General features: G+C 64.9%; 16 protein-coding genes. 10 read left to right on the top strand and 6 right to left on the bottom strand.

What is annotated here, in order from left to right:
- Window positions 1-32: 32 nt before the first annotated feature.
- Window positions 33-1,598: a trimethylamine methyltransferase family protein gene (locus tag IPK59_12110; protein MBK8159467.1), complete on the bottom strand. Its 1,566-nt coding sequence runs from the start codon at window positions 1,596-1,598 to the stop codon at window positions 33-35.
- 189 nt (window positions 1,599-1,787) lie between these two features.
- Between IPK59_12110 and IPK59_12105 the strand changes: the two genes are divergently transcribed.
- From IPK59_12105 to IPK59_12080, 6 genes are all read left to right on the top strand, one after another.
- Window positions 1,788-2,678 (top strand): LysR family transcriptional regulator, encoded by an 891-nt coding sequence (locus IPK59_12105; protein MBK8159466.1) that lies wholly within the window; start codon window positions 1,788-1,790, stop codon window positions 2,676-2,678.
- 159 nt (window positions 2,679-2,837) lie between these two features.
- Complete coding sequence (locus IPK59_12100) at window positions 2,838-3,416, top strand: DUF1003 domain-containing protein (protein MBK8159465.1); 579 nt, start codon at window positions 2,838-2,840, stop codon at window positions 3,414-3,416.
- 213 nt (window positions 3,417-3,629) lie between these two features.
- Window positions 3,630-4,364, top strand: coding sequence for a 3'-5' exonuclease (locus IPK59_12095; GenBank protein MBK8159464.1), 735 nt, complete (start codon window positions 3,630-3,632; stop codon window positions 4,362-4,364).
- A gap of 16 nt (window positions 4,365-4,380) precedes the next feature.
- Window positions 4,381-5,655 (top strand): CBS domain-containing protein, encoded by a 1,275-nt coding sequence (locus IPK59_12090; protein MBK8159463.1) that lies wholly within the window; start codon window positions 4,381-4,383, stop codon window positions 5,653-5,655.
- Complete coding sequence (locus tag IPK59_12085) at window positions 5,640-5,810, top strand: hypothetical protein (protein MBK8159462.1); 171 nt, start codon at window positions 5,640-5,642, stop codon at window positions 5,808-5,810. Before IPK59_12090 ends, IPK59_12085 begins: the two co-directional genes overlap by 16 nt.
- Before the next feature lie 544 nt (window positions 5,811-6,354).
- Window positions 6,355-6,783 (top strand): metallopeptidase family protein, encoded by a 429-nt coding sequence (locus IPK59_12080; GenBank protein MBK8159461.1) that lies wholly within the window; start codon window positions 6,355-6,357, stop codon window positions 6,781-6,783.
- 132 nt (window positions 6,784-6,915) lie between these two features.
- On the opposite strand, the gene fghA is transcribed toward IPK59_12080, so the two are convergent.
- Window positions 6,916-7,758 carry an S-formylglutathione hydrolase gene (gene fghA / locus IPK59_12075; GenBank protein MBK8159460.1) on the bottom strand — a complete coding sequence of 281 codons (843 nt, stop codon included), beginning with the start codon at window positions 7,756-7,758 and terminating at the stop codon, window positions 6,916-6,918.
- Window positions 7,758-8,867: an S-(hydroxymethyl)glutathione dehydrogenase/class III alcohol dehydrogenase gene (locus IPK59_12070; protein ID MBK8159459.1), complete on the bottom strand. Its 1,110-nt coding sequence runs from the start codon at window positions 8,865-8,867 to the stop codon at window positions 7,758-7,760. The genes fghA and IPK59_12070 overlap by 1 nt, the downstream gene beginning before the upstream one ends.
- Window positions 8,868-8,970: 103 nt before the next feature.
- Here IPK59_12070 and dmeF point away from each other — a divergent pair, with 103 nt between their 5' ends.
- The gene (dmeF, locus tag IPK59_12065; protein ID MBK8159458.1) at window positions 8,971-10,032 is read left to right on the top strand and encodes a CDF family Co(II)/Ni(II) efflux transporter DmeF; all 1,062 of its coding nucleotides are present in this window, start codon (window positions 8,971-8,973) and stop codon (window positions 10,030-10,032) included.
- Between the two features lie 78 nt (window positions 10,033-10,110).
- Here dmeF and IPK59_12060 read toward each other — a convergent pair whose 3' ends face one another.
- Window positions 10,111-10,311, bottom strand: a complete 201-nt coding sequence (locus IPK59_12060) for a DUF465 domain-containing protein (GenBank protein MBK8159457.1) — start codon at window positions 10,309-10,311, stop codon at window positions 10,111-10,113.
- A gap of 229 nt (window positions 10,312-10,540) precedes the next feature.
- Between IPK59_12060 and IPK59_12055 the strand changes: the two genes are divergently transcribed.
- From IPK59_12055 to IPK59_12045, 3 genes are read left to right on the top strand one after another with little or no spacing between them, the layout of a single operon-like run.
- Window positions 10,541-11,884: a dihydroorotase gene (locus tag IPK59_12055; GenBank protein ID MBK8159456.1), complete on the top strand. Its 1,344-nt coding sequence runs from the start codon at window positions 10,541-10,543 to the stop codon at window positions 11,882-11,884.
- 3 nt (window positions 11,885-11,887) lie between these two features.
- Window positions 11,888-13,057 carry an acetyl-CoA acetyltransferase gene (locus IPK59_12050; GenBank protein MBK8159455.1) on the top strand — a complete coding sequence of 390 codons (1,170 nt, stop codon included), beginning with the start codon at window positions 11,888-11,890 and terminating at the stop codon, window positions 13,055-13,057.
- A gap of 26 nt (window positions 13,058-13,083) precedes the next feature.
- Window positions 13,084-14,070: an oxidoreductase gene (locus IPK59_12045; GenBank protein ID MBK8159454.1), complete on the top strand. Its 987-nt coding sequence runs from the start codon at window positions 13,084-13,086 to the stop codon at window positions 14,068-14,070.
- Here IPK59_12045 and IPK59_12040 read toward each other — a convergent pair.
- Both IPK59_12040 and IPK59_12035 read right to left on the bottom strand, forming a co-directional pair.
- Window positions 14,067-14,354: a hypothetical protein gene (locus tag IPK59_12040; protein MBK8159453.1), complete on the bottom strand. Its 288-nt coding sequence runs from the start codon at window positions 14,352-14,354 to the stop codon at window positions 14,067-14,069. The two genes, IPK59_12045 and IPK59_12040, sit on opposite strands and share 4 nt — an antisense overlap.
- 218 nt (window positions 14,355-14,572) lie before the next feature.
- Window positions 14,573-15,259, bottom strand: coding sequence for a helix-turn-helix transcriptional regulator (locus tag IPK59_12035; GenBank protein ID MBK8159452.1), 687 nt, complete (start codon window positions 15,257-15,259; stop codon window positions 14,573-14,575).
- Window positions 15,260-15,354: the final 95 nt, after the last annotated feature.

The following is a 15,354-nucleotide window of genomic DNA, read 5'->3' as shown; positions in this document are numbered from 1 at the left end:
AGGGGGTGCAACTGAAGGCCCTCACCCAGCCACTACCCCTTGCGCATATGCGCCCGGTCCAGCCGCACGGGAAACTTCGCGCGGATGGCGTCGTCGACATGTTCCGGGATATGCGCCGGGAAGTGATTGTTCATGATCTGCTTCAGCTTCTTGCTGGCGCGGTCGACCGAATTGGGCCTGCCCTGCTCGACCCATTCCTTGGGGTTCGAACGGTCGCCGATCATCGGATAGACATATTCGGTCTGCATCAGTTGCAAGGTCTGCTCCGACCCCAGGTAATGGCCAGGACCTTCGAGACACACCTTGCGGATGGTCTCCAGCGACAGGCTTTCATCCGAGACATCGATGCCCTTGATGGTGCGTTGTGTCGCCCCGATGATGTCGTTGTCGATGAGCAGGCTTTCCAGGCAGAAGCCCAAGAGGCTCGCATGCATGCCGGCTGATTCGTAGATCATGTTGGCGCCGGCATTGCCGACCAGGGCGTGGTTATAGGCCTTCTCGTAGCCCGCCTGCGCATCCGGTGTCTTCGAATCGGTCATGCCCGAGGCGGTGCCGCCGGTGAGGTCATAGAACTGCGCCATCTGCGCGGAGGCCGCCGACAGCAGCGCCTGTTCCGGCGAGCCGCCCGACATGGCGCCGGTCCTGAGATCCGAGACGAAGCACCAGGTGCCGAAGATGGCCGGCGCCCCCGGCTTGATCGCGTTCACATAGACAAGGCCGGCCAAGCATTCCGCCACTTCCTGCACGATGGCGCTGGCAAGGGCCGCCGGCGCCGTGGCGCCCGCCTGCCCCGCCGAAAGGAGGAGCACCGGCATGCCGCCGCGCACCGCGAGCTCCAGGCATTTGCAGGCATCCTGCGCGAATTTCAGCGGCGGGACGACGAAGCAATTCGATTGGCTGACGAAGGGCCGCTCGCGCCACTTGTCCTCGCCACCTGCGATCATGTGCAGCATCTCGAAACTGGCTTCCAGATGCTTCGGGTCGACCCAGCTCGACCCCACATGCTTGGTGGTGCCGGAAACCGAGGCATAGCAGGTGTTGAAATCCATCTCGAAAGGATCGGGCAGTTCGCGGCAGACGACCGAGCGCTGGTAGAAATGGATGTGATCCAGCGTATCCACCACGCGCGAGATGTCATAGCAATCGCGCGTCGTCGTGTCGCGGTAATCGCCGGTCATCGGATCGATCATATGGACGGCCGCACCCGCCGTGCCGAAATAGACCTTCTTGCCCCAGGGCTCGAGATCGTAGCGGGGGTCCTGGGCGTAAAGCGGGAAGCGCCGCGCGGCCTTGGCCAGCGTCTCCTCGACCAGGGCGCGCGGAAAGGTGAGGCGGCCGTTATCGTTCATGATCGCGCCGGCCTTGGTCATGACCTCGATGCCGCTGGGGATGGCATCGGCCATGCCGATCTGCTCCAGCACATCCAACGCCGCATTGTGGATCTTCAGCACATCGGCATCGGAGAGCGGCTTGTAGCGCCCGCCTTCGAGACCCGGGCGCACCGGCCGGTCATTTTCCGGCAAGGGCGCTGCGCGCGCCGCACGCCGCGCCTCGCGGCCGCCGCGCCGCACGCTGGTATCGAGCACTGTCGCTGACATAGGTTTTCTCCCGCTGAATCTCTGGCTAAATTCTTGATCGGGCGATCTCCGCCCGCATGTCGCGGATATTCGCGCCGGGGTCCCTTTCCGGCAAGCGACCCTTCTTCAGCAGTTCATGAATAATTTTCATGGATCGCACTGCAAAAATGCGATAAATCTAGCTTCATGGCGAAACGAAATCTTCCATCCTTGAAATCCCTGCAAGCCTTCGAGGCGGCGGCGCGGCATTTGTCATTCCGGGTCGCGGCCGAGGAGCTGAGCCTCACCCAATCCGCCATCAGCCACCAGGTGGCGGGGCTGGAGGAGCGGCTCGGCACCTCGCTCTTCCGGCGTGCCGCCCGCCGGGTGGAGCTGACCGAGGCCGGGGCGCAGCTTTATCCATATCTGCGCGACGGGTTCGACCGCCTGGCGCAGGGGGTGGGCCTCGTCGACCGCGTGCGCATCTCCGGCGATCTCGTGGTCCAGGTCTATGTGACCGTGGCGGTGCGCTGGCTGCTGCCGCGCCTCCACCAGTTCCAGGCGAGCCACCCCGATATCCTGGTGCGCCTCTCGACCAGCCAGTTGGATTGGGAGTTCGACCCGACCACCGGCGATCTCGGCCTCATCTGCACCAGGAAGCCCCAGGGTCCCGGCATCCATTACACGCATCTCTTCGACGCCAGGCTGGTCGCGGTCTGCGCGCCCTCCGTGATGCAGGCGGGGCTCGGGCTGCGGCAACCGGCCGAACTCGTCAACCACGCCATGCTGCAGGTCTATACCGCCGCCGAGGATTGGCATGATTGGCTGGAGGCAGCCGGTCTCCCCAGCCTGAAAGGCCGGGCGGCGCCCAAATTCGATTCCTATCTGCTGGCCATCGAGGCCGCCGTCGAGGGCCAGGGTGTGGCCGTGGTGCCGGAATTCATGGTGGCGACGGATCTGAAGAGCGGCCGCCTGGTGAAGCCGTTCCCGGCGATCGAGACCCGCCACGGCGCCAGCTGGTACCTGGCCTGCCTCGAGGAACGCGTGAAGGAGCCGCGGATGCAGCATTTCCGCGACTGGCTGGTGGGCGAAATCGCCAAGGATCCGGCGTTTCAGGCCTGAGGCCCGCGCCATCAAGGCCGGGAACCGTTGCTTGGTAGGCATGTCGCGCATTTCCGCGCGCCAGATTTTCCCCCACCCGACCGTACTCTGCAGCGATAATGCCCGGACGGTCGATTCTGCGATCGACGGATTCTGCTATCGAGGGGGACGGGAAAGATCATGGCGAAATCCGACGACACGCTGACCGATCCAGTGCGCGAGGCCGCGGCCGAGGCGCGGACCGTCGCGGCGCTGTTTGACGAGATCACGGCGCTGTCGCTGGAAGACCAGGCGCTGCTGCGCGATCTCAGGAAGGCGCGCGCGGACCGGATGCCGCGCGACGTGCCATCGCCGACATTGGGCCAGCGCACCGCCGACCGCATCGCCGGGGTGGTGGGGTCGTGGCGCTTCATCATCATCCAGTCGGTGCTGCTGGTGGTCTGGCTGATCCTCAACATCTTTGCCTGGACCAGTGCCTGGGACCCCTATCCATTCATTCTCCTCAACCTCATGCTGTCGTTCCAGGCGGCCTATACCGCCCCCATCCTGCTCATGAGCCAGAACCGGCAAGCGGAAATCGACCGGCAGACCCAGCGCAACGATTATGAGGTCAACCTCAAGGCCGAGCTGGAGATCGAGCTGCTGCACCAGAAGATCGACCTGCTGCGCGCCCGCGAGATAGAGCGGCTGGTGAGCGTCGTCCAGGAATTGCAGAAGGGCCTGGCGACGCGGCGGGCCGGCGACGGTGATTCCGCCTAGGCGCCGGTCGCGGCAAGGCGAAACCCGCATTCGGCAAGGTTGCCGGGGCGGCGCGGCTTCCCGGATCGGCGCTTCCCGGCCGCCAGGATCGGTTCCAGCCCGACCCGCATCGTGGTGTCGCAGGGAACAGGCTCACTTCGCGATGGCCAGCTTTGTGCCGGGTGCCGTAAGCTCGGGGCGAGGCCTCAGGCAGCGGGAGTGAAGATATTGGCGGTGGATCGCGGGTCATTTCTGGCGCCACCGCTTGCGCGCCCGACCTTGCGGTCGGCGGGGGCAAGGCTCTGGCGCAGCCTGCGGCGGCCCAGCCAGCCGCTCCATTGCGGCCTGCCGCCGGCGCCCAGCACGCCGCTCTTGGCGCTCACCGCCCTGGTGCTCGACACGGAAACGACCGGCCTCAATGTCCGGAGCGACCGCATCATCTCGGCGGCTGGCTATCGCCTCGCACAAGGCAACCTGACGGACGCACCCCTTTTCGACCGGCTGATCGATCCAAGGCGGCCGATCCCGGCGGCCTCCACCGCCTTTCACGGCATCGTGGACGACATGGTGGCTGGGGTGGGCGATTTCCAGCAGCATTGGCCGGAACTGCACCGGCATCTGCAGGATGGATTGATCATCGGCCACCAGATCTATTTCGACCTCGCCATCTTGGGGCGCGAGGTGCGGCGCCTGGGCGGAAAACTGCAGCCGCCGGTGGCCCTCGATACGGCCCTCCTTTACGCAGCACTCCATCCGGGCGAGCGGCACCGCGACCTCACCCCCTGCTGCGCCGCCTTCGACATCGAGGTCATCGGCCGACATACCGCGCGGGGCGATGCGGAAGCCACCGGGCGCCTGTTCCTGAAGCTGGTGCCGCTGCTGATCGAGCATGGCATCTCGACCCTGGGCGAGGCCTTGGCCTTCGAGCGGGCGGCGATCCTGCAGCATCCGCGCCGCTGGCACTGGTAGGGGAGCAGCGCTGGCCATGACCCCGGAAATCGTCCAGCGCATCGACGCCTTCGCCTATCGCCACCGCCTGGCCGAGGTGATGCGCAGCCCGGTCATCGCCATCGACGCCGCCGCGCCGCTGACCGCCGCGGCCGCCATGATGGTGGCAAAGCGCGTGGGCGCGCTGGCCATCCTCGATGCGGGCGGCCGCGCCGTGGGCCTCATCACCGACCGCGACCTTGCCCATCACGCGGCGAAGCCGGAGACCTTGTCGCAACCGATCGGCGCGGTGATGTCGCGCGAGGTGGCGAGCTTGCCGCCCGGTGCCTTCATCTTCGAGGCGCTGACCGATCTGCGCCGCCATAACACGCGGCACCTTATCGTGGCCGATCCGGCAAGCGGCGCGGCCTTGGGTGTCGTCAGCATGAGCGCGCTGTTGAAGCTGCGGGCCGACGATGCGCTGCTGCTGTCGGCCGATGCGGAAGAAGCGCCGGATGCGCAGAGCCTGAAGGATGTGGTGTCGGCCCTGCCGCGCCTTGCCACGGCCTTGATGGCCGAAGGTGTGCCGCCGCGCCAGATCGCAGGTGCCTTGGCCGCCGTGCTGCGCGATGTCTATGCGCGGGTGGGTGCCTTGGCCGAAGGTCTGATGCTGGCCAGTGACGGTCCGGCACCGGCCGGCTGGTGCTTCCTGGTGCTGGGTTCGGCCGGCCGGGGCGAGAGCCTGCTCGCCGCCGACCAGGACCATGCCCTGGTGCATGACGGAGCGGTGGATGATTATCCCTGGTTCGAGAAATTCGGCCGGCATTGTTCGGCCATCCTGGATGAGATCGGCATCCCCTTCTGCCGTGGCGACGTGATGGCCAGCAACCGCGAATGCCGCCACAACCTTGCCGGCTGGCGCAAGCGCATCGGCCTGTGGGTCGCGAGCGATGATGAAGTGGCGCTGCTCAACGCCGACATCTTCTTCGATTTCCGCCCGGCCTATGGCGATCTGGCGCTGGCAGCCGAGCTGCGCAAGCTGGCGGCGGAGCTTGGCCGCCAGCCGATGTTCCTCAAGCGCCTTGCCGCCTCGATCGGCAAGTTCGAAGCACAGATCGGCCTCTTCGGCGGCATGAAGACCAAGGGCGGGCGCCTCAACCTGAAACGCGGCGCCCTGCTGCCGATCGTGTCGGGCGCCCGGGTCCTCAGCTTAAGCCTGGGCAGCACGGCGCTGGAGACCGAATTGCGCTGGGAGGCGGCGCGGAAGGCCGGCCGCGTCAGCGCGACGACCTGCTGCGCATCACCGATGCCCATGACATGGCGCTGCGCCTGATGCTGGCGCAGCAGCTTGCCGACATCGCCAAGGGCCGCGCGCCGGGGCCGGAGGTCGAGGTGAAGCGCCTGCTCGATTTCGACCAGGAGCGCTTGAAGGACGGCTTGAAGATCGCCTCGGTGATCGATCTCATCGTCAGGCCGGCGCTGGTTTAGCAAGGATCCAGCGGTGACCGGCGTCACAAAGGCGCCCGGTTAAACGGCCCATCGCCTTCCAGGGTGCCCCACCACCACCGCCAGAAGCCCCTGATTTTGCCACATTTCCGGCTCGAAGCCGCCATCTCGCCCAGGCATTCAACGGGGGTGCCGGACGATTGCTGCCCTTCGGGGATCTGGTGACCGGGATCACTGCGCGAAAGCGCGATCTTCGCCAGATTGAGGGCAAGTCGTTTCCATCAACCTTAACCCGCTATTTGCCATCAGGGGATTACCGCCGTGTTCGACAGTCTGGTTACCATCAGTGCCCGCCTCACTTTGCTCTCGGTCTTCGTCATGGTCCTGGCGCTGGCCGGCGGCAATGCGTAACGCGCGGGGGCACGACCGAGATGACCAAGCCGCTATTCCTGACCCTGAGCCTGCTCGCGCAATCGCTCATGGTCCTTTCCATCGCCTATCTCGCCGTAAAGTCCGACCTGTTCGGCTGAGCTTGCGCCGGGCGCCACGGCCGGGGTCTAATCCACCCACACCGCAGGAGCCCACCATGTCCGACCCATCAGAGGCGACCGATCCGCTGCGTTTCTTCGGCGCGCCGCCCAGTGCCGGCGAGATCGAGGAAATGGGCCGCCGGGTGCTTCAATCCCTGCCGGCCGAGTTCCTCATCCGCTGCAGCAATGTGGCGCTCCGCGTCGAGGAGTTCGCCGATGTCGAGACGCTGGATGAGATGGGCATCGCCGACCCGTTCGAGCTTGCCGGCCTCTATCGCGGCGTGCCGCTCACCGACCGCGGCCATGACGATCCCACAGGGCTCGACATCGTCTTCCTCTATCGCCGCGCCATCCTGGATTGGTGGGCGGAGGAGGATGTGCCGCTGGAGACGCTGATCCGCCATCTCGTGGTGCATGAGATCGGCCATCATTTCGGCTATTCCGATGCCGAGATGGACGCGGTGGAGCGGATGGTGGAGGAGTAGGCGCTGGGGGCCCCCCACCCAACCCTCCCCCCTAAAGGTGGGAGGGCTTTCCACCTGACTTTGCTCCGACCACCTCGCTCTAGAACCTCCCACCTTCAGGGGGGAGGTAGGAGGGGGGCGGAACTGACGGTTCTAACCCAACACCCGCGCATGATGGCGCAGGTGATCTTCCATGAAGGTCTGGATGAAATAATAGCCGTGATCGTAGCCTTCGTGGCGGCGCAGATGCAGCTTCTGGCCTGAGACCTTGGCGGCCGCCTCCAGTGCGTGGGGATGCAGTTGCTCGGCCAGGAACTGGTCCGCCTCGCCCTGGTCGACCAGGATATGCGCCGGGTGTGCCTTCGCAGCCATCAATACGCTCGCGTCATAGGCCGACCATGTGCTGCGGTCGGTGCCCAGATAGCCGGTGAAGGCCTTCTCGCCCCAGGGGCAGTTCATGGGATTCGAAATCGGCGCGAAGGCCGAGACCGAGCGATAAAGATCAGGATTGCGCAGGCCGCAGACCAGCGCGCCATGGCCGCCCATGGAATGGCCGAAGATACCGCGCCTTGCCACATCGACCGGGTAGTTGGCGGCGATGAGTGCGGGCAATTCCCTGGTCACATATGAATACATGCGCCAGTTCTGTTTCCACGGCGCTTCGGTCGCATCGACATAGAATCCGGCGCCGACACCAAAATCCCAATTGTCGGCCTGGCCGGGGAAATCCGTGCCGCGCGGGGAGGTGTCGGGTGCCACCAGCATCAATCCCAGTTCCGACGCCAGGCGCTGGGCGCCGGCCTTGATCATGAACGTGTCTTCGGTGCAGGTGAGGCCGGCGAGATAGGTCAGCGCCGGGACCGGGCCTTTCTCGGCAGCGGGCGGCAGATAGACCGAGAATTTCGCGGCCAAGCCGATCTCGCTGCTGTCGTGGCGGAGGTATAGCTGCCAGCCGCCGAAGCAGCGCTGGCGCGAGAGCTCGGTCACAACGCTCATCAGTACAGCACCACGCCGCGGATCGAGGTGCCGGCCTTCATCAAATCGAAGCCCTTGTTGATGTCCTGCAAGGGCATGGTGTGGGTGATGAGGTCGTCGATGTTGATCTTGCCGTCCATATACCAGTCGACGATCTTGGGCACATCGGTGCGGCCGCGTGCGCCACCAAACGCCGTGCCCTTCCAGACACGGCCGGTCACCAGCTGGAACGGGCGCGTGGAGATTTCCTGGCCGGCACCGGCGACACCGATGATGACCGAGACGCCCCAGCCCTTGTGGCAGCATTCCAGCGCCTGGCGCATGAGGGTCACGTTGCCGATGCATTCGAAGCTGTAATCGGCGCCACCCTTGGTGAGGTTGACCAGATAGGGGACGAGGTCGCCCTCGACTTCCTTGGGGTTGACGAAATGGGTCATGCCGAATTTCTCGGCGATGGCCTTCCTCGCGGGGTTGATGTCGACGCCGATGATCATGTTGGCGCCGGCCATGCGGGCGCCCTGGATGACGTTGAGGCCGATGCCGCCCAGCCCGAACACCACGACATTGGCGCCGGGTTCGACGCGGGCCGTGTTGATGACGGCGCCGATACCGGTCGTCACACCGCAGCCGATATAGCAGACCTTGTCGAAGGGCGCGTCCTCACGGATTTTCGCGAGTGCAATTTCCGGCACCACGGTGAAATTGGCGAAGGTCGAGGTGCCCATGTAATGGTGCATCTTCTTGCCGCCCATGGAGAACCGGCTGGTGCCGTCCGGCATCAATCCCTGGCCCTGCGTCGTGCGGATCGCCTGGCACAGATTGGTCTTCTGGCTGAGGCAGTATTCGCATTGGCGGCATTCCGGCGTGTAGAGCGGAATGACATGATCGCCCTTCTTCAGGCTGGTCACATTGGGTCCCACATCGACGACGATGCCCGCACCTTCATGGCCGAGGATGGCCGGGAACAATCCTTCCGGATCGGCGCCCGACAGGGTGAAATAGTCGGTATGGCAGAGGCCGGTCGCCTTGATCTCGACCAGGACCTCGCCGGATTTGGGTCCCTCCAGCTGGACGGTCTCGATGACCAGGGGTTTGCCGGCTTCGATGGCCACAGCGGCGCGCACGTCCATGGGAGTCTCCATTCGGTTGAAAGCCCATGTCCACAGACTGGGCCGATCGGTCGCAATGCCTTGTAATATCGTAACATCCCTGCCGCATGCTAGCGTCTTTTCCATGAATGAAGCCCTGAACGCGACACAGAAATCCCACGACTTCCGGGGCGCCAGCCACGCCCGCAACGCGCGCCGGGTGCGCATCGTCCTGCTCTTTTCGTTCGCCATGATGGTGGGCGAGATCGCGGCCGGTCATTTCTATGGCTCGATGGCGCTGCTGGCCGATGGCTGGCACATGGCGACGCATCTCGCGGCCCTCGGCATTTCGCTGCTCGCCTATACCTTCGCCGAAAAGCAGGCGAGCAATGCGCATTTCTCCTTCGGCACCGGCAAGTTCGGCGATCTTGGCGCCTATACCAGCGCCGTGGTGCTGGCGATCGTGGCGCTCGGCATCGGCTATGAGGCCATTGACCGCTTCTTCAACCCGACGTCCATCCAATATGCCGAAGCGATGGCGGTAGCGGCCTTGGGACTTGTCGTCAACATCGTGGCGGCGCTGCTGCTGCAGGAGGATCATGGGCACGATCACCATGGCCATGGGCACGCGCAAGCTCACGACCATACGCACGCTCACGACCACGGGCATGGTGGTGACCACCACAAGGATCTCAATCTCCGATCGGCCTATGTGCATATGCTGGCCGATGCGGCGACCTCGGTCCTGGCCATGGCGGCGATCGGCTGCGCCTGGATGTTCGGCTGGGCCTTCCTCGATCCGGTGATCGGTCTGGTGGGGGCCGTCGTCATCCTGCGCTGGGCCTATCAACTGATGAAATCATCGGGCGCGACACTGCTCGACGCGCAGCCCAATATCGCGCTCACCGAAGCGATCCGCGCCGAGATCGAGGCGCTGGGTGACCGTGTCACGGATCTCCATGTCTGGCGCGTGGGGCCGGGGCATCTCGCCGGCATTGTCTCGATCGCGACCACCAAATCACGTGACGTCGATTTCTACCGAGCGGCGCTGACCGGGGTGGCGCAACTGTCGCACCTCACCATCGAGGTCGAGGTCCGGCCAGGGAGCAGGTCAGGGTCGCCCCTCACCCCAACCCCTCTCCCCAAGAACGGGCGAGGGCCAAACTCGGTAGAACTCCCCTGCCCGCTTGCGGGAGGGGTCGGGTAGGGGTTGTTGGCATGCTAGGTGCTGGTGCGCAACTGCCTGCTGGACGACCACAATGAAGGGAAGGAACGGCAGGCGACCCTACGCAATGATATCCGGGAGCAGTTTGCTCTCGAGCTTGATGATCTGGTCCTTCAGGGCCAGTTTGCGCTTCTTGAGGCGCTGGATCTGCAATTGGTTGAAGGGCGAGGCCTCGGCCATGGCGCGGATGGCCTCATCGAGATCGCGGTGTTCGGAGCGCAGTTCTTCGAGCTGCACCCGCAAATCGTTTAGGCCGATCATCACGGTCTGATCATCTCCCCGCCCATATTGGCACGCGGCCGCTGCAAATAACCCTGTCGCCCGCCCCGGATAGTACCCCAAAGGCAAGGCGGCGTCACGGTTTAGCAGGGGTTGCAGGTGCGTTTATGGCAACCACGAGTCGCGGCATGTGTCGGGGCACTTGCACCCTTTCCGCTCAAAGGGATAGAGATCAGGGGATAGAATTCAGCCAAGCAGAAAGGTGTGCGGCATGGACGCGTCCTTTGACCTCATCATCCGGAACGGGTCGGTGGCCACACCCAATGGGATGGAAAGCCTCGATATCGGCGTGCGCGAGCGGCGCGTGGCTGAACTGGGGAAGCTGCCGTCCGGGGTGGCGGCGCAGGAGATCGATGCCACGGGCCTCACCATCCTCCCTGGTGTCATCGATACCCAGGTTCACTTCCGCGAGCCAGGCCTCGAACACAAGGAGGATCTGGCCAGCGGCACGGCCGGGGCGGCTTTGGGCGGGGTCACCGCCATCTTCGAAATGCCCAACACCAATCCCAACACGCTGGACGGTAAGGACCTCAACGACAAGCTGACCCGGGCCAAGGGGCGCGCCTGGGTCGATCATGCGTTCTTCATCGGCGCCTCGGACGAGAATGCCGACCGGCTGGGCGAGCTGGAAATGCTGCCGGGCTGCGCCGGGGTGAAGATCTTCATGGGGTCCTCGACGGGTTCGCTGCTGGTGGCGGATGACGAGACGCTGGAAAGTGTCTTGCGCCACGGCAAGCGGCGCGTCGCCATTCATTCCGAGGATGAGATGCGCCTCCGGGAGCGCCTCGCTTTGGTGAAGGACAGTGGTGATCCGAGCCTCCATCCGCATTGGCGCGATGTCGAGACCGCGGTGCGTTCGACCAATCGCCTGCTCAAGATCGCGCGCCTCGCCGGGCGGCGCGTGCATGTGCTCCATATCTCGACCGCCGACGAGATGGAGATCTTCAAGGACCATAAGGATATCGCGACGGTCGAGGTGCTGACCCATCACCTGACCCTGGCGGCACCGGATTGCTACCAGCGCCTCGGCACACTCGCGCAGATGAACCCGCCGGTCCGCGACCAGCATCACCAGGACGGGATCTGGCGGGCGGTCCGGAGCGGCATCGTCGATTGCATCGGGTCCGACCATGCGCCGCATACGCTGGAGGAAAAGGCACGGCCTTATCCGCAGAGCCCCTCCGGCATGCCCGGCGTGCAGACCCTGCTGCCGGTGATGCTGAACCACATGCATGAGGGGCGCCTCACCTTGGCAAGGCTCATCGATCTTACCAGCGCTGGGCCGGCGCGGATCTACAACATCCGCGGCAAGGGGCGCATTGCCGTGGGCTATGACGCCGATTTTTCGGTGGTGGATCTCAAAGCCAAACGTACCATCACCAATGAGTGGATGGCGACCAAGGCCGGCTGGACACCCTATCATGGCATGGACGTGACCGGCTGGCCGATTGCCACCATCATCCGCGGCGACATCGTCATGCGCGACGGCGAATTGCTGGGGCGCCCCGCGGGTGCACCGGTGCGGTTCCAGGAAACCATCCAGCCGCAGGATTGACCCATGCACAAGGGCGCCATCATCGGCTGGCATCATCTGCCCTTCGGCAAGCAGGATGCGCGCGACCTTGAAGCGCTGATTGTCGAGGCGGGTGCCGGCGCCATCCAGCATGCGGGACTGGAACCGGCCGATATCGACGCGATCTATGTCGGGCATTTCAATGCCGGCTTCTCGGCGCAGGATTTCCCGGCCTCCCTGGCACTCGGCATCGATCCGGCGCTGCGCTTCAAGCCGGCGACACGGGTCGAGAATGCCTGCGCCACCGGCAGCGCCGCCGTATTCCAGGGGTTGAAGGAGATCGCTGCCGGGTCGGCCAAGCGCGTGCTGGTGATCGGTGCCGAGCAGATGTCGCGGGTGACACCGGCCGAGGTCGGCGCCAATCTGCTGAAAGCGAGCTATGTCAAGGAAGAGGCCGCCATCGCCGACGGCTTTGCCGGCGTGTTCGGGCGCATCGCCGAAATCTATTTCCAGCGCTATGGCGACCAGTCGGAAGCGCTCGCCGCCATCGCCGCCAAGAATCACAAAAACGGTGTCGCCAATCCTTACGCGCAGATGCGCCGGGATCTCGGGCGCGAGTTCTGCCGCACGGTCTCGGACAAGAATCCGCTGGTCGCGGGACCGCTGAAGCGGACCGATTGCAGCCCGGTCTCGGACGGCGCTGCCGCCTTGGTTTTGGCCGATGGCGACACGGCGCTGGGGGCACCGCGCGCCATCGGCTTTCGCGGCCTCGCGCAGGTGAATGACTTCCTGCCCATGTCGCAGCGTGACGTGATTGCCTTCGAGGGCTGCCGCCTTGCTTGGCAGCGCGCCTTGGGCGAGGCCGGCGCGACGCTTGCGGATCTGTCGCTGGTCGAGACCCATGATTGCTTCACCATCGCCGAACTCATCGAATATGAGGCGATGGGCCTCACCCCGGCGGGGCAGGGGGCACGCGCCATCCTGGAAGGCTGGACGGAGATGGACGGCCGGCTGCCGGTCAATGCCTCGGGCGGGTTGAAGGCCAAGGGTCATCCGATCGGCGCCACCGGCGTTTCCATGCATGTGCTTGCCGCCATGCAGCTCGACGGCACGGCCGGCGAGATGCAGGTCAAGGATGCGGCGCTGGCCGGCCTCTTCAACATGGGTGGCACCGCAGTCGCCAACTATGTGAGTATCCTGGAACGGGTGCGGTAAAGATCAGAATTTTGGGAGAGAGTGTGATGTTCAAAGCGCTGCTGTTGACGGAGAAGGACGGCAAGGTCACGTCCGCGATCGAGGATCTGCCGGATGACCGGTTGCCGGCGGGCGACGTGCTTGTGCGCGTCCATAACAGCACGCTCAACTACAAGGACGGGCTGGTATTGAACGGCCTGGGGCGGCTGGTGAAGACCTATCCGCATGTCGGCGGCGTCGATTTCGCCGGCACCGTGCTGGAAAGCCAGCATGGCGATTACAAGGCCGGCGACCAGGTGATCCTGACCGGCTGGCGCGTCGGCGAAGTGCATTGGGGCGGGTTTGCCGAGAAGGCGCGGGTCAAGGGCGAATGGCTGGTGCCGCTGCCCAAGGGCCTGTCCACTGAACGTGCCATGGCGATCGGCACAGCGGGCTTCACGGCGATGCTGTGCGTCATGGCGCTTGAGGAACATGGGCTGCGGCCGGACCATGGCGATGTGCTGGTGACGGGGGCGGCCGGCGGTGTCGGCAGTGTCGCGACCGCGATCCTGGCCCGCCTCGGCTACCGGGTCGTCTGTTCCAGCGGGCGCGCCGAACAGGCGGATTATTTGAAAAGCCTGGGTGCGGCCGAGGTGATCGACCGCGCCAGCATCGCGACACCGTCCGGCAAGCCCCTGGACAGCGAACGCTGGGCGGGCGCCGTCGACAGCGTCGGCGGTTCGACCTTGGCCGCCATCCTGCCGCAGATGAAATATCGCGGCGCCATCGCGGCCTGTGGGCTGGCCGGCGGCACCAAGCTGGAGACCACGGTCATTCCCTTCATCATCCGCGGCGTCTCGCTGCTGGGCGTTGATTCGGTGATGGCGCCGCTCATGCGCCGCAAGGTCGCCTGGGCGCGGCTCACCAAGGATTTGCCGATGGAAAAGCTCGACGGCATGATCCAGCGCGCGACCCTCGAAGACCTGCCGGCGCTGGGCAAGGCGATCCTCGAAGGCAAGGTGCGCGGCCGCGTGGTGGTCGATCTCGGCGTCTAGGCGGCAACCCGGCCGGCAGGAGACTGGTCGCCGCTGGTTGAGACCAGCAGCATGAGCGGCCCGGCGCCTTGCGTGATCGTTGCCGCGACCAGGGTCGCAAGACCGATGTGGTCCACGCCGATGAGGTTGACGGTGATCTGGTCACCCGGCCGCAGCATCTCGGCCGCCGCGGCGAAATAGGCATTGTCGTTGGCGGTGCCGGCACCCGCCGGAGCCAGGATCTGGTCCAGGCAATCCCTTGTCCGGTAATGCCAGTGGGTGAAGCCGTTGGCATAGGCGAGCACGCTGAAATCCTGGGCGCAAGCTCATTTTCCCCTCCGGAAGCTGTTGGCGTCAACCGATGGTGGAACTTATGAAGAACACACGCAAAGATGTCAACGTAAAAAACGTTAAAGATTGTACCGGATGCACCGCATCCGCCGATGCTTGCGGTCGATTCGGGTAATCCGCGCGTTATTTTCCGGCCAGGCGGCCAGGCGGCCAGGCGGATGGGCGGATGGGATCAGCCGGCTTCGCCGGCGCCGGTGATGCGGTAGATGCGCTTGACCTCGCCGGCCTTGAGGGCGATGTCGCGCGCGGGGTTGAACTGGTGGAGGACGACCTCCTCGTCACTCCGACGCAGGAACTGCTTGATGAGCCCCTGACCGTCAGCGAGTTCCACCGCCACGAAGCAGTTCTTGGTGATCGGGCGGTTCGGGTTGACGTAGAGGAGTTCGCCCGCGAAATAGCGCGGCTCCATCGAATCGCCGTCGACATAGAGGGCGAATGCGTTGAAGGCACCCTTCAGATTGGCCGGGCGCTCGACGAATTCCTTGGCCTCGCCTTCATTGAAATAGAAACCCTCGCTGCCGCCTTTGACCGCGCCGATCACGGGCAGATCGCGCTGGCCGTGGCCGCCCGCCGCAGGGCTGGGGCGCGGTGTCACGGGTTCGCGGCGATGGGTGACGGTGTGGCCCTGCTCGATGCCGGCAAGCTGCAGCACGGCGCCTGGCTCGGTGCCGTGCTGGCTGAACAGGGCATCCAACTCGCGGGCGAGCGCGAAGGGCAGGAAGCGGCGCTTGTACCGGTCCTCGTAATGCTGGTAACGGGTGAGGCTCCAGCCCAGCGCTTCCGAGACCGAGCGCATGGTGAGGCCGGCCTGCTCGCGCAATTCCTTCAGCCGTCGCGCGGCTTCTGAAATTTCTGTCATGGCGCATACTCCTTATCGGCCGTCGCAGCCCCCAGAAGGCGCCGGTGCCGATCCAAGGCGACAATATATGTCCGCAGAATACGTTTTTAAAGCTT

Source organism: Rhodospirillaceae bacterium (assembly GCA_016712715.1).
GTDB lineage: Bacteria > Pseudomonadota > Alphaproteobacteria > Dongiales > Dongiaceae > Dongia.
The sequence above is the reverse complement of the archived record's forward strand: the minus strand, read 5'-3'. Positions and strand labels throughout refer to the sequence as shown.

What these genes read in the sequence shown, in the direction of transcription:
- IPK59_12055 (MBK8159456.1), top strand. Translation starts at nt 10,541, where the DNA reads ATGGACGCGTCCTTTGACCTCATCATCCGGAACGGGTCGGTGGCCACA.
- dmeF (MBK8159458.1), top strand. Translation starts at nt 8,971, where the DNA reads ATGAATGAAGCCCTGAACGCGACACAGAAATCCCACGACTTCCGGGGC.
- IPK59_12070 (MBK8159459.1), bottom strand. Translation starts at nt 8,867, where the DNA reads ATGGACGTGCGCGCCGCTGTGGCCATCGAAGCCGGCAAACCCCTGGTC.
- IPK59_12110 (MBK8159467.1), bottom strand. Translation starts at nt 1,598, where the DNA reads ATGTCAGCGACAGTGCTCGATACCAGCGTGCGGCGCGGCGGCCGCGAG.
- fghA (MBK8159460.1), bottom strand. Translation starts at nt 7,758, where the DNA reads ATGAGCGTTGTGACCGAGCTCTCGCGCCAGCGCTGCTTCGGCGGCTGG.
- IPK59_12100 (MBK8159465.1), top strand. Translation starts at nt 2,838, where the DNA reads ATGGCGAAATCCGACGACACGCTGACCGATCCAGTGCGCGAGGCCGCG.
- IPK59_12085 (MBK8159462.1), top strand. Translation starts at nt 5,640, where the DNA reads ATGGCGCTGCGCCTGATGCTGGCGCAGCAGCTTGCCGACATCGCCAAG.
- IPK59_12045 (MBK8159454.1), top strand. Translation starts at nt 13,084, where the DNA reads ATGTTCAAAGCGCTGCTGTTGACGGAGAAGGACGGCAAGGTCACGTCC.
- IPK59_12050 (MBK8159455.1), top strand. Translation starts at nt 11,888, where the DNA reads ATGCACAAGGGCGCCATCATCGGCTGGCATCATCTGCCCTTCGGCAAG.
- IPK59_12090 (MBK8159463.1), top strand. Translation starts at nt 4,381, where the DNA reads ATGACCCCGGAAATCGTCCAGCGCATCGACGCCTTCGCCTATCGCCAC.
- IPK59_12060 (MBK8159457.1), bottom strand. Translation starts at nt 10,311, where the DNA reads ATGATCGGCCTAAACGATTTGCGGGTGCAGCTCGAAGAACTGCGCTCC.
- IPK59_12080 (MBK8159461.1), top strand. Translation starts at nt 6,355, where the DNA reads ATGTCCGACCCATCAGAGGCGACCGATCCGCTGCGTTTCTTCGGCGCG.
- IPK59_12035 (MBK8159452.1), bottom strand. Translation starts at nt 15,259, where the DNA reads ATGACAGAAATTTCAGAAGCCGCGCGACGGCTGAAGGAATTGCGCGAG.